The sequence below is a fragment of the Streptomyces clavuligerus genome, from assembly GCF_005519465.1.
GTDB lineage: Bacteria > Actinomycetota > Actinomycetes > Streptomycetales > Streptomycetaceae > Streptomyces > Streptomyces clavuligerus.
Map to the genome: position 1 here is coordinate 3,731,272 of NZ_CP027858.1, position 12,929 is coordinate 3,744,200.

Sequence of the window (12,929 nt, forward strand, 5' to 3'; positions counted from 1 at the left end):
GCGACGAAGGGAGCCCGCCCGGTGCTTAATGCGCGGCGCGCGGCATTCGTCACCTGCCACACTTGTTCACATGACCACGCTCAAGTCCAAGCTGCACGACGACCTCACCACCGCCATCAAGGCGCGGGACGAGCTGCGCTCCTCCACGATCCGGCTGACCCTCGCGGCCATCAGCAAGGAGGAGGTGTCGGGCAAGACCGCCCGTGAGCTCTCCGACGACGAGGTGCAGAAGGTGATCGCCCGGGAGGCGAAGAAGCGCCGGGAGGCCGCGGACGCCTTCGCCCAGGGCGGCCGGGCCGAGCAGGCCGAGCGCGAGCGGGCCGAGGGTGCGGTGCTCGACGGGTATCTGCCGCAGCAGCTCACCGACGACGAGCTGACGGGGATCGTGACCGAGGCCGTGGCGGAGGCCAGGGCCGCGGGTGCCGAGGGTCCGCGCGCCATGGGCGCCGTTATGAAGATCGTCAACCCGAAGGTGGCGGGCCGTGCCGAGGGCGGCCGGGTCGCCGCCGCGGTCAAGCGCCTGCTCGCGGGCTGACCCCGGGGCCGGATCGGCCCCGCCGCGCGTGCCGAGGGCCCGGCCCCCGAAAGGGGTCCGGGCCCTCGCTCATGGCGTGGTGCGGACGAGGATCAGTCCCAGCCGCCGTTCAGGCCGCCCTCTCCGTCTCCGTCGCCCTCTCCCCAGCCGCCATCGGACCCGGAGCCGTCGCCGCCGGTGTCCCCGTCACTGCCCGCGATCCCGTTCTCGGGCACGGAGATCCCCGGGATCGGCTCCTGGTCGCCGGGCTTGCCGTCGCCGGTGCCCTGGCCGAAGCCGCCGTCGGACCCGCTGTCGGTGTCGCCGTCGTTCCCGTTGCCGCCGGGCCGCTGGGCCTTCCGGTCCGGGATGGAGACCTTGGTGAAGTCGGGCGCGTCCCTGCCGTCCAGGGCCCCGCTCATCGCGTCCCGCCAGATCGGTCCGGGAACCTCGCCGCCGTAGACCTTCGGGTACCAGTTGCCGCCGATGCTGATGTTGAACATCTCCACCTGCTGGGTGGGCGCGCCGACCCAGACCGCGCTGGAGAGGTTCGGGGTGTAGCCGACGAACCACGCGTTCTTCCGGCCGTCGGTCGTGCCCGTCTTGCCCGCGTTGGGACGGCTGCCCAGACCGGCGAGCGAGCCGGTACCGGCGTCCGAGACCACCCCGCTCAGCAGCGTGTTGACGGTGTCGGCGGTCCGCTCCGTCATCGCCCGCTCACAGCTGCTCTTCGGCACCCGCAGGTCCTTGCCGTCCGCCGTGCGGATGGAGGAGATGGCGGTCGGGGTGCAGTACACGCCCCGGTTGGCGAAGGTCGCGTACGCGTTCGCCATCGTCAGCGGGGACATACCGGTCGAACCGAGCGTCAGCGGTGAGGGTGCCGCCGGGATCTTGCCGCCGTTGCCCTGGACGACACCCATCTTGTCGACCAGGTCGACCACCGGGCAGAGCCCTATGTCGTCGATCATCTCGACGAAGTAGGTGTTGACCGACAGCTCCATGGCCTCCTTGAGGTCGTACGGTCCGACCTCCGAGGTGTTCTCGTTCTCCAGGACGTCCTGCCGGTCGTTCGTCCAGATCTTGCCGTCGCACGCGGGGATCGAGGACGGGTACGGCATGGAGTACGGCGAGGGGTACACCTGCGACAGCGGCCTGCCCGCCTCGACGAAGGCCGCCGTGACGAACGGCTTGAAGGTCGAGCCGACGGGGAAGCCGTAGGCCGAGCCGCCGTCCTTCCGGTCGACCGAGTAGTTGATCTGCGTCTCGTTCTTCTGGAAGCCGTACGGGTGGGACTGCGCCATCGCCAGGATCTTGCCGGTCCCGGGCTCGACCATGGTCACCGCGGTGGCGACCTTGTCGGACTGGTAGATGTGGTCCTTGATCGACTCCTGGGCGGACGCCTGCGCCTGCGGGTCCAGGGTGGTCCTGATCGTCAGACCGCCCCGGTTCCAGATCTTGACCCGCTCCTCGCGGGTCTTGCCGAAGGCGGGGTTGTTCAGGAAGGACTTGTAGACGTAGTCACAGAAGAAGCCGGCGCCGTTGACGGCGGTGATACAGCCGTTCTTGGGCCTGCTGACCTTGAGCTTGACCTCGGCCGCCTTGGCCCGGTCGGCCTCGGCCCGGGTGATGTCGCCGACGTCGGCCATCCGCTGGAGGACGACGTTCCGGCGCTTCCGGGCCTCCTCCGAGTCATTGACCGGGTCGTAGCGGCTGGGGGACTGGACGAGGCCGGCGAGCAGGGCCGCCTCCTCCAGGGCGAGGTCCTTGGCGCGCTTGGAGAAGTAGCGCTTGGAGGCGGCCTCGACGCCGTAGGCCTGCTGGCCGAAGAAGGTGATGTTGAGGTAGTTCTCCAGGATCTTCTTCTTGCCCAGCTCCTCCTCGACCTGGATCGCGTACTTCAGCTCCTGGATCTTGCGGCCGAGGGTCTGCTGGGTGGCCTCGGCGAACTTGGCGGGGTCGTCGCCCGCCTCCTCGACGAAGACGTTCTTCACATACTGCTGGGTCAGCGTGGACGCGCCCTCGGCGACGCCGCCGCTGGTCGCGTTCTTGTTGAGCGCGCGCAGCACACCCTTGAGGTCGATCGCGCCGTGCTCGTAGAAGCGTGAGTCCTCGATCGCGACGATCGCCTTCTGCATATACGGCGAGATGTCCTGGAGCGGGACCACCGTGCGGTCCCGCGAGTAGACCGAGGCGATCTGTTCGCCGTCGGCGTCCAGTATCGTCGTGCGCTGGCTGAGCGGGGGCCGCTTGAGGTTGGCGGGGATCTCGTCGAACCCCTTGACCGTCCCCTTGGCGGCGAGCCCCAGCACCCCGGCGGCGGGCATGGCGATGCCCGCCAGCACCGCTCCCGCGAGCACACTGACACCGAGGAATTTGGCGGCTTGTTGGGTCCCGGTCAGCCCACCACCGGAGCGCTTCTTCGACATGTATGGAAGCCTACGTTCTCGTTCGCCGGACACAGGGATAGGCCGTGGCCTAAGCTGTTCTCAACTGTCACATCAGTGCGGTTTTGTATCAGGGTATTCCTGGAATCCGTACCAGGTCACAGGGTGTCTGTAGCAATTTCGTAGCAAGTCTCCTGGGGTGGCCTGATCTCGCTCCCGTGTGCCGCATAGTCACTACGGCAGGAGTGACCAGGGAAGTGGAATCCACCAGTCCGTGTCCGAGTTCCCAATAAATCTCCGCTATGTTCCGTCCGCCTGACGTCTTCGGTGGGGTGGTATGTGCGGTTATGGGTGCCCTGCCCTCTATGTCTTCTGATCACTCCCCTGGGTGATCTGAAGCGCACGCATAGTCCGTTCGGGCCATTCAAGATTGGGCCCGAAGGGGGTGTTGCGCTGTGTCCGCCTTCCGTAACGTCCTCAACTGGCAGCGGTGAATATGCCGCTGCCGCCGTGGGGGAGCCTCGATTCGGGAGAGGACGGCGCCGGGATGGGCTGGGTAACCGACTGGAGTGCGCAGGCAGCCTGCCGCACTACCGATCCGGATGAACTGTTCGTACAAGGGGCAGCGCAGAACAGGGCCAAGGCGGTGTGTACCGGATGTCCGGTGCGGACCGAATGCCTGGCCGACGCCCTCGACAACCGAGTGGAGTTCGGTGTCTGGGGTGGAATGACCGAAAGGGAGCGACGCGCCCTTCTGCGCAGGCGCCCTACGGTCACCTCGTGGCGCCGGTTGCTGGAGACGGCCCGCACGGAGTACGAACGCGGCGTGGGCATTCTGCCCGTCGGGCTCGATGACGACGAGACCTATGAAACCTATGCGGCGGTGGGATGACCATCCGGATGGTCCACACCGGAGCCGTCCGCCGAGTGGTCGGTGCGCCATCCGCGGTCGGTCCGTCGAGCCATCCGACGGTCGTTGATCCAGAAATCCGTTGATCCGCCGATTCGGCGGTACATGACGAATCATCGGGTTCCGCCGATTCAACAGTTTCGACCGGCTTTATCGGCTCATCGGTCCGCTTCATCGGCTTCGTCGACTCAGCCGTCCACGCCGCCACCCTGCACGGTCCGCGTCATATACGGACCATCTGTATCTGGCGCATCCGCGTCACTGCCCTGTCTGTGTCATGGGTTCCGTTGTGTCAGCCGCTCTCGTGGCGTGTCGTGGCGTGTCATGACGTGTGGTGCCCGCACCACCTGGGCCCGCCCCTGTCCGGGTGCGTCACATCCGCGTACCGCGTGGCCCGCCCACGGTGCCCGCGGAGGCCAGATGGTCGCCGATGGCGCGCAGCCCCGCCAGGTCGTGCACATCGCCGGGGAGCGCGGCCACTTCCGTCACCGCCACCTCGGGGTGCAAAGCGGTGAAGCGGTCGCGGGTCCGCTGCTCGCGGGCGAGCACCTGCATCCTCTCGGCGTGCAGACGCAGCAGACCCGCCGTCAACTGCTCAGTGGTATGACCGCCCGGGACGGGGGAGTGGCCTGGGTCGGTGGGTACTGCCGGGTCGTCGGTCTTGGGGGCGTCGCACTGCTCGGGAAAGCGCGCCGGCGGCTGGGGGGAGCGTGCCGGGATGTGGGCCGCGGACAGGTCTTCGGGAGAGGTGTCCGTGGTCTCACGAACACCAGTCTTCCCTACCCCCTGATCGACAATGCGGCTTCCGTCAAGATTTTCTGACGTAATTTCCGAGGCAAGGATCTCGGCCGCCGCGAGTGCCCGTTCGGCCGAGAGCCGGTCGGCGGCGCTGCCGTGGACCCGGTTGAGGACGAGGCCCGCCAGCGGCATCCCCTCCGCCGCGAGACGCTCGACGAAGTAGGCCGCCTCGCGCAGGGCGTCCCGCTCCGGGGCCGCCACCACCAGGAACGCGGTACCGGGGGCCTGGAGCAGCCGATAGGTGGCGTCGGCCCGGGTGCGGAAGCCGCCGAACATCGTGTCCATCGCGGCCACGAAGGTCTGGACGTCCCGGAGCAACTGACTGCCCAGCAGCTTGCCGAGCGTCCCCGTCATCATCGACATACCGACATTGAGGAACTTCATCCCCGCCCGGCCGCCCATCCGCGCCGGAGCCACGAGCAGCTTGATCAGCTTGCCGTCCAGGAACGAGCCCAGCCGCTTGGGGGCGTCCAGGAAGTCCAGGGCGCTGCGGGACGGCGGTGTGTCGACCACGATCAGGTCCCACTCGTCGCGGGCCCTGAGCTGGCCGAGCTTCTCCATCGCCATGTACTCCTGCGTACCGGCGAAACCGGCCGACAGGGACTGGTAGAAGGGGTTCTCCAGGATCGCCCGGGCCCGGTCCGCGTCCGCGTGGGCCTCGACGATCTCGTCGAAGGTCCGCTTCATGTCGAGCATCATGGCGTGCAGCTCGCCCCCGGAGGCGCCGGGTGCGCCGCTCCCGGAGCCCGGTGCTCCGTCCTTCGGGCCCGCCGTGCCGCTCCCGGAATCCGCCGATGTGTCCCGGGGGCCGTTCGCTATGCCCTCGACGCGGCGCGGTGTGTTGTCGAGCGAGGCGATGCCCAGCGACTGGGCCAGTCTGCGGGCCGGGTCGATGGTCAGGACCACCACGCGGCGGCCGCGCTCGGCCGCCCGCAGCCCGATGGCCGCGGCCGTCGTCGTCTTGCCCACACCGCCCGAGCCGCAGCAGACGATGATGCGGGTGGCCGGATCATCGATGAGCGGGTCGACTTCGAGCGGGGTCGCCGACGCGTCCAGGGTCATGAACCGGTCCCTTGCTTCCGCAGTTCCTTCGCCAGTTGATAGAGCCCGGCGAGGTCGACACCCTCACTGAGCAGGGGAAGCTCATACGAGGGCAGATCGAGCCGGTTCAGCGCGGCCCGCTGCTCGCGTTCCAGCTCGACCCGCTGGGCATGGTCCGCCGCCTGTTCGAGCAGCGGGCCCACCAAGGTGTCCGCCCCGCTCACCCCGGCCGCCGCGAGCGCCTTGGCGATCTCCGCACGCCGGTCGCCCGACGCGCTGCGCACGGCGTCCTCGTCCAGGATGTGCGGGCGGACCATGTTCACGATCACCTTGCCGACCGGCAGCCCGGCGGCCCGTAGCTCGGCGACCCCGTCCGCGGTCTCCTGGACCGGCATCTCCTCCAGCAGGGTCACCAGATGGACAGCCGTCTGCGGGGACTTCAGTACCCGCATCACAGCCTGCGCCTGGTTGTGTATGGGGCCGAACTTCGCGAGTCCTGCCACTTCATCGTTCACATGGAGGAAACGGGTGATCCGGCCGGTGGGCGGCGCGTCCATGACCACATAGTCGTAGGCGTACGAGCCCTGCGGGGTACGGCGGCGTACGGCCTCGCACGCCTTGCCGGTCAGCAGCACATCGCGCACACCGGGGGCGATGGTCGTGGCGAAGTCGATCGCGCCGAGCTTCTTGAGGGCACGGCCCGCGCCGCCGAGCTTGTAGAACATCTGGAGATAGTCGAGGAGGGCCCGCTCGGCGTCGATGGCCAGCGCGAAGACCTCGCCGCCCCCGGAGGAGACGGCGATCTTCCGCTCCTCGTACGGAAGCGCCTCCGTCTCGAAGAGCTGGGCGATGCCCTGTCTCCCCTCCACCTCGACGAGGAGGGTCCGCTTCCCCTCCGTCGCGAGGGCGAGTGCGAGGGCGGCGGCGACCGTGGTCTTACCGGTGCCGCCCTTGCCGCTGACGACCTGGAGCCTGCTCACACATTCGAGCCTAACCAGTCCCACGGCGCGCTACGCACAGGCGGTGTGCGGGCTGCGTCACGCCGGGGCACGCCGGAGCGCGTCCGGCGCACGGTGGGCCCATGGGTCCGGCGGACGGGTGCACGGCCCGTCCCGCTCCCCTCGTGAGCCGGGCGCACCCCCGGTGCGGCTACAGTCGGCCCCATGACCAAGTGGGAATACTCGACCGTGCCCCTTCTCGTGCACGCGACCAAGCAGATTCTGGACACCTGGGGTGAGGACGGCTGGGAGCTGGTCCAGGTGGTCCCCGGCCCGAACCCCGAGCAGCTCGTGGCGTATCTGAAGCGGGAGAAGACCGCGTGAGCGGAACGGTCGAGGCGAGGCTGGCCGAGCTGGGGCTGACCCTGCCCGACGTGGTCCCGCCGCTGGCCGCCTATCAGCCGGCCGTCGCCTCGGGCCCGTATGTGTACACGGCCGGCCAGCTGCCGATGGTGGACGGGAAGCTCCCGGTCACCGGCAAGGTGGGCGCCGAGGTCACCGCGGAGGAGGCCAAGGAGCTGGCCCGCGTCTGCGCGCTGAACGCCCTGGCCGCCGTGAAGTCCGTCGCCGGTGATCTGGACCGGATCGCACGAGTGGTGAAGGTCGTCGGTTTTGTGGCCTCCGCGTCGGACTTCACCGGACAGCCCGGGGTGCTCAACGGCGCCAGCGAGCTGCTCGGCGAGGTGCTGGGGGACAAGGGTGTCCACGCGCGCAGCGCGGTGGGTGTCGCCGTGCTGCCCCTGGACGCGCCCGTCGAGGTCGAGATCCAGGTCGAGCTGGTCCAGGACTGAGGACCGCCGCACTCCGTGCCCGGCCGTCCCGCCGACGCCCGGACGCTGACCCGCCGGTCAGCCCGGTGATGGCCCTGTGCCCATCGTTCAGCCGATGGGCACAGGGCCTTTCCCTTGCGCTCCCGCCGCTTCGCCGCCGCTCCTGCGCGGCTCTTCGGCAATCGCTTGCACCTCTCTTGACGCGGAAGTGCCGACGGGTGTCCTCTGTTCATGGATAGGAACGTTTCCTATCCATCTGAATAGCCATCGGGGCCTCGCCGGGCCCCTGCCCCGCCCTGCTCGACGCACACCATGTGCCCCCGTCCGCGTACCGAGGCAGTCTCCCCCACCGAACCACCAGGTCACCGGGTGTCCGCGCCCGGAGCCATCACGTCATCGCGCCACCCGATGAGGCATCGCCCATCCCACGGCAGCGACGGACGCCACCGGTCGCCGACGGGCCCACCCCCGCACATCGTTCCCAACGTGTCCCAGAACGTGGAGGGATCAGTGGCATCAACCCCCCGCCGCCGCCACCCCCGCCGTTCGCGCAGAGCGACCGGCACCCTTCTGGCAGCGGCCACCGCACTCCTGACCATGGCGCTGCCACCACTCAGCCATGCCGAGCCGGGCCCGGTGCCCGATCGGGACCGTGCCGCGCCCGTACGGTACGAGGCCGAGACCGCGACCATCTCCCAGGGCGCGGCCGAGTCCAACCACACCGGCTACTCCGGCAGCGGCTTCGTCAACTACGCCAACACCACCGGCGGCTATGTGGAGTTCACGGTGAACTCCCCGGCCGCCGGGCCCGCGACGCTGGTTCTCGGCTATGCGAACGCCGCCTCCGCCGACCGGCCCCTGAACCTCTCCGTCAACGGAGGCGCGCCCGCGAGCCTCGCCTTCGCCCCCACCGGCGGCTGGGCCAACTGGGCCACCGTGACCACCCGGGTCACGCTCAAGGCGGGCGCCAACACCGTACGGGCCACCGCGACCGGCGCCGAGGGCGGTCCCAATCTCGACTACCTCGACGCGACTCCCCCCGACGGCCAGGCCGCCACCGATCACGAGGCCGAGGACGGGACCGTCTCGCAGGGGGCCGTCGAGTCCAACCACACCGGTTACTCGGGTCGCGGCTTTGTGAACTTCCAGGTGGTCACCGGCGCGTTTGTCGAGTTCACCGTCGAGACCTCGCAGCCGGCCCATGCGAAGCTCGACTTCCGCTACGCCCTCGGGGCGACGGCCGCCCGTTCCCTGGACATCAGCGTGAACGGCGACACGGTCGCCGACGACCTCTCCTTCCCGCCCACCGGGGCGTGGACCACCTGGCGGACCGTCAGTGCCCAGGCCACCCTGCAAGCGGGTCAGAACAAGATCCGGGCGACGACGTCCTCGGGCGACGGTCCCAACCTGGACAAGCTCACCGTCACCCCGACCGGCCCCGCCGACAGCGAGCGGCCGACCGCTCCGGGCAACCTCCGCAAGGACCAGGAGCCGACGGCCTCCACCGTCTCCCTGGCCTGGGAGGCCGCCACGGACAATGTGAAGGTCGTGGCCTACGACATCTACCAGCACGGCCAGCACATGAAGGAGGTCGACGGGAACACCCTCGCCGCGACCGTGACCGGCCTGGACCCCGAGACCTCGTACGACTGGACCGTCTTCGCCCGGGACGCGGCGGGCAATGTCTCCGTCGCCAGCAACCAGGTCACCATCGCGACCCTGCCCGCCCCGCCGGACACCGAGCCGCCCACGGCCCCGAGCGGACTGCGCTCCACCGGCAGGACCGCGACCAGCGTCGACCTGGCCTGGACCGCCTCCACCGACAATGTGAGGGTCACGGGGTACGAGATCTTCCGCGACGGGGCCCCCGCCGAGACCGCCGACGCCACGACCGGCACCGTCGCCGGTCTGACCGCGAACACCGCGTACACCTTCACGGTCCGGGCCTTCGACCTCAAGGGCAACCGGTCCGCCTTCTCCCCGGAGATCACCGTCACCACCGGTGGCTCCCAGCCCGGCGGTGTCCCCGACCCGGGTCCGGTCTCCACGATCACCAGCGGCGTCGACGTGCCCTGGGGCCTCGCCTTCCTCCCCGACGGCTCGGGCGTCTTCACCGAGCGCAACAGCTTCAACGTCTACCGGCTCACCAAGTCGGGACAGAAGACCCTGCTCGGCAAGGTGCCCAACTCGCAGACCACGAGCGGCGAGGGCGGTCTGATGGGCGTCGAGGTCGGTCCCGGCTTCGCCGCCGACCGCTATCTCTACTTCCTCCACACCTCCTCCGAGGGCAACCGCGTCGCCCGGATGAAGCTGGAGACCAACAACACGCTCAGCGGCTACACCGTGCTCCTCCGCGGCATGGACAAGAGCAAGTTCCACAACGGCGGACGGCTCCGCTTCGGCCCCGACGGCAAGCTGTACGCGTCCATGGGCGACGCCCAGGGCCCGAGCAAGGCCCAGGACCGCAACTCCCTCAACGGCAAGATCCTCCGGATCAACCCCGACGGCAGCATCCCCTCGGACAACCCGTTCGGCAACGCCGTCTGGTCGATGGGCCACCGCAACCCGCAGGGCATCGACTTCGACTCCAAGGGCCGACTGTGGCAGGCCGAGTTCGGCGACGGCACCATGGACGAGGTCAATCTGATCCAGAAGGGCGGCAACTACGGCTGGCCGAGCTGCGAGGGCACCAACGGAAGCTGCTCCGGCTATCTCGCCCCCAAGAAGACCTGGCCGACCTCCGCGGGCTCGCCCAGCGGTCTGACCATCATCAACGACCATGTCTTCGTCGCCACCACCCGCGGCGAGCGCGTCTACCGGATGCGGATCGACAGCGGCAGCAACCTGGTCGAGCAGAAGACCTACTTCCAGGGCACCTACGACCGGCTGCGGACGGTCGAGGTCGACCAGGACGGCGACATCTGGCTGACCACCTCGTCCGACAAGGACGGCACCGGCAACAACGACCGGGTGCTGCTGATCGACATCGTCTACTCCGGCGGACCGCCCACCCCCGGCGAGTTCAAGCTCAGCAGCAGCGCCTTCAACGACAACGGCACCATCCCGTCCCGGTACACCTGTGCCGGTGACGGCTCACCCGGCCAGGACCCCTCACCACCGCTGGCCTGGGGCGCGGGAACGGCCGGGGCGCGGGGCTACGCGGTCGTCTTCGCGGACGTCGCCAACAACGGCAACAAGCTCCACTGGGCCATCTGGGACATTCCGGCGGCCAAGCTCACCCTGCCCGAAGGGCTGGGCACCGGCTTCACCGTCCCGGGCCAGGACGGCGCGAAACAGAAGGCGATGGGGAGCGGCGCCAACGCGCAGAAGTACTTCGGCCCCTGTCCTGGCGGCTCCACCCATCCGTACACGTTCACGCTGTACGCGCTGAACACGGCCACCGTGCCGGGGATCGGCTCCGGTTCCTCGATGGCCCAGATCGAGACGGCGATCAAGGGCGCGAGTACGGCCAACGCCAGACTGCGCGGCAATTCCAACGCCGCCGCGTAGCACCGTCGCCCATGGAGAACACCCCGCAGGCGGGAAGCGCGGGAAGGGGGCGGCCGGAGACCACCGGCCGCCCCGGCGCCGCGCCCCGGTGCGGACCACGGGAGCGCGTTCGCTCGTATGTTCCACGTGAAACATCGCCGCCCGCGACAGAGGCCCTCGTGAGGGAGGACGCCCCGGCCGGAGAACACCCGCGCCCGGAACCCGCCCCGGGCCGGGCCCCGCCCGGCCGGAGCGCCCCGGGCCGCTGGTGGCCTCTCGAACATCCGGGCGCGAGCGTCTAGCATCCGCCCATGTCCCAAGGTCAGTGGTACCCACCGGAGTGGCCCGAACGGGTCCGCGCCCTGGTGCGCGGCGAACTCACCCCCGTACCGCCCAGGCGGGCGGCGACCGTGATGCTGCTGCGTGACACGGCCGGGGGTCCTCCCGCCGTCCATATGCTGCGCCGCCGCACCTCCATGGCCTTCGCCGGGGGCGCGTACGCCTACCCGGGCGGCGGGGTGGACGACCGGGATGCCCGGCCGGTCCGCTGGGCGGGTCCCTCCCGCGCCGCCTGGGCCGCCCGGCTGGGGGTGGACGAGGCGTCCGCCCAGGCCGTGGTCTGCGCCGCCGTACGGGAGACCTTCGAGGAGGCGGGGGTCCTGCTCGCGGGAGTCACCCCCGACACGGTGATCGGGGACACCACCGGCGCGGACTGGGAGGCCGACCGACAGGCGCTGGTCGACCGGAAGCTGTCGTTCGCGGAGTTCCTGGACGGCCGCGGGCTGGTGCTGCGCTCGGACCTGCTCGCCGCGTGGGCGCGCTGGGTCACCCCCGAGTTCGAGTCGCGACGCTACGACACCTGGTTCTTCGTCGCCGCGCTCCCCGAGGGCCAGCGCACCCGGGAGGTGTCGACGGAGGCCGACCGTACGGTGTGGACCTCCGCCGCCGACGCCGCCGCGGGCTACGACCGGGGCGAGCTGCTGATGATGCCGCCCACCATCGCCACCCTGCGGGCGCTCGCCCCCTACGCCACCGCGGCGGACGCGGTCGCCGCCGCTGCCGCCCAGGATCTGGCGCCCGTGCTGGCCACAGCCACGACGGAGGGGGACGAGGTGGTCCTGAGCTGGCCCGGGCACACGGAGTTCACCCGGCACATCCCGCTGGGAGGCCCGCGATGACCGACGCGGCGGCGCTGCCAGGACAGCCCCGGGGCGGGGTGCTCTCCGGCCCCGCCACGGCCCGGGCGGTCAATGTGCTCGCTCCCAACCCGTCCGCGATGACCCTCGACGGGACCAACACCTGGATTCTCTCCGAGCCGGACTGCGAGTCGGCCGCCGTGGTCGACCCCGGCCCCCTGGACGAGTCCCATCTGCGGGAGGTCGTCGCGACCGCCGAACGGGCGGGCAAGCGGATCACGCTGACCCTGCTCACCCACGGCCACCCCGACCACGCCGAGGGCGCCGCCCGCTTCGCCGAGCTGACCGGTACGCCGGTCCGCGCCCTGGACCCGCGGCTGCGACGGGGGGACGAGGGACTGAGCGCGGGGCAGGTGATCCAGGTCGGCACCCTGGAGCTGAGGGTCGTGGCCACCCCCGGTCACACCTCGGACTCGCTCAGCTTCCATCTCCCCGCCGACCGGGCCGTGCTCACCGGGGACACCGTCCTGGGGCGCGGCACGACGATGGTCGCCCACCCGGACGGACGGCTCGGCGACTACCTCGACTCGCTGCGGCGGCTGCGCTCGCTGACGGTGGACGACGGGGTGCGCACGGTGCTGCCGGGGCACGGCCCGGTACTGGAGGACGCCCAGGGGGCGATCGAGTTCTATCTGGCCCACCGGGCCCATCGGCTCGCCCAGGTGGAGACGGCGGTCGAGAACGGCCATCGCACGGCCGCCGAGGTGGTGGCCCATGTCTACGCGGACGTCGACCGCGGACTGTGGCCCGCCGCCGAGCTGTCCGTCCGGGCCCAGCTGGAGTATCTGCGGGACCACGGTCTGATCTGACGCTCCGCGGGCGGGCCACG

The 12,929-nt window shown here is 70.2% G+C and carries 10 protein-coding genes; 7 read left to right on the plus strand and 3 right to left on the minus strand.

Annotated elements, in window-relative coordinates; all coding sequences use genetic code 11:
- Window positions 1-70 precede the first annotated feature (70 nt).
- Window positions 71-535, plus strand: a complete 465-nt coding sequence (locus CRV15_RS15625; RefSeq protein WP_003956817.1) for a GatB/YqeY domain-containing protein — start codon at window positions 71-73, stop codon at window positions 533-535.
- 92 nt (window positions 536-627) lie between these two features.
- Here the strand turns inward: CRV15_RS15625 and CRV15_RS15630 are convergent, their stop codons facing one another.
- Window positions 628-2,940, minus strand: a complete 2,313-nt coding sequence (locus CRV15_RS15630) for a transglycosylase domain-containing protein (protein WP_003960921.1) — start codon at window positions 2,938-2,940, stop codon at window positions 628-630.
- A gap of 505 nt (window positions 2,941-3,445) precedes the next feature.
- On the opposite strand from CRV15_RS15630, the gene wblA reads away from it, so the two are divergent.
- Window positions 3,446-3,790 (plus strand): transcriptional regulator WblA, encoded by a 345-nt coding sequence (gene wblA, locus CRV15_RS15640; protein WP_003956814.1) that lies wholly within the window; start codon window positions 3,446-3,448, stop codon window positions 3,788-3,790.
- Between the two features lie 390 nt (window positions 3,791-4,180).
- Here wblA and CRV15_RS15645 read toward each other — a convergent pair whose 3' ends face one another.
- On the minus strand, window positions 4,181-5,668 hold the full coding sequence (locus CRV15_RS15645) for an ArsA family ATPase (RefSeq protein ID WP_003960919.1): 1,488 nt from the start codon (window positions 5,666-5,668) through the stop codon (window positions 4,181-4,183).
- Complete coding sequence (gene bagA / locus CRV15_RS15650) at window positions 5,665-6,627, minus strand: ATPase BagA (protein WP_009996615.1); 963 nt, start codon at window positions 6,625-6,627, stop codon at window positions 5,665-5,667. The genes CRV15_RS15645 and bagA overlap by 4 nt, the downstream gene beginning before the upstream one ends.
- Before the next feature lie 183 nt (window positions 6,628-6,810).
- Here bagA and sp36 point away from each other — a divergent pair, with 183 nt between their 5' ends.
- From sp36 to CRV15_RS15675, 5 genes are all read left to right on the plus strand, one after another.
- Entirely contained in the window at window positions 6,811-6,969 is a 159-nt protein-coding gene (gene sp36 / locus CRV15_RS15655; RefSeq protein WP_003956809.1) for a Sp36 family protein, read from the plus strand.
- A complete protein-coding gene (locus CRV15_RS15660; protein WP_003956808.1) occupies window positions 6,966-7,436 on the plus strand; it encodes a RidA family protein in 471 nt (156 codons plus the stop codon). The genes sp36 and CRV15_RS15660 overlap by 4 nt, the downstream gene beginning before the upstream one ends.
- 489 nt (window positions 7,437-7,925) lie before the next feature.
- On the plus strand, window positions 7,926-10,925 hold the full coding sequence (locus tag CRV15_RS15665) for a PQQ-dependent sugar dehydrogenase (RefSeq protein ID WP_230864136.1): 3,000 nt from the start codon (window positions 7,926-7,928) through the stop codon (window positions 10,923-10,925).
- A gap of 290 nt (window positions 10,926-11,215) precedes the next feature.
- Window positions 11,216-12,082, plus strand: a complete 867-nt coding sequence (locus tag CRV15_RS15670; RefSeq protein ID WP_003956806.1) for an NUDIX hydrolase — start codon at window positions 11,216-11,218, stop codon at window positions 12,080-12,082.
- Complete coding sequence (locus CRV15_RS15675; protein WP_003960916.1) at window positions 12,079-12,909, plus strand: MBL fold metallo-hydrolase; 831 nt, start codon at window positions 12,079-12,081, stop codon at window positions 12,907-12,909. Before CRV15_RS15670 ends, CRV15_RS15675 begins: the two co-directional genes overlap by 4 nt.
- Window positions 12,910-12,929: the final 20 nt, after the last annotated feature.

Excerpts from the sequence above, each read along its gene's own strand:
- wblA (WP_003956814.1), top strand. The coding sequence starts at position 3,446 with ATGGGCTGGGTAACCGACTGGAGTGCGCAGGCAGCCTGCCGCACTACC.
- CRV15_RS15675 (WP_003960916.1), top strand. The coding sequence starts at position 12,079 with ATGACCGACGCGGCGGCGCTGCCAGGACAGCCCCGGGGCGGGGTGCTC.
- CRV15_RS15625 (WP_003956817.1), top strand. The coding sequence starts at position 71 with ATGACCACGCTCAAGTCCAAGCTGCACGACGACCTCACCACCGCCATC.
- CRV15_RS15645 (WP_003960919.1), bottom strand. The coding sequence starts at position 5,668 with ATGACCCTGGACGCGTCGGCGACCCCGCTCGAAGTCGACCCGCTCATC.
- CRV15_RS15670 (WP_003956806.1), top strand. The coding sequence starts at position 11,216 with ATGTCCCAAGGTCAGTGGTACCCACCGGAGTGGCCCGAACGGGTCCGC.
- CRV15_RS15630 (WP_003960921.1), bottom strand. The coding sequence starts at position 2,940 with ATGTCGAAGAAGCGCTCCGGTGGTGGGCTGACCGGGACCCAACAAGCC.
- sp36 (WP_003956809.1), top strand. The coding sequence starts at position 6,811 with ATGACCAAGTGGGAATACTCGACCGTGCCCCTTCTCGTGCACGCGACC.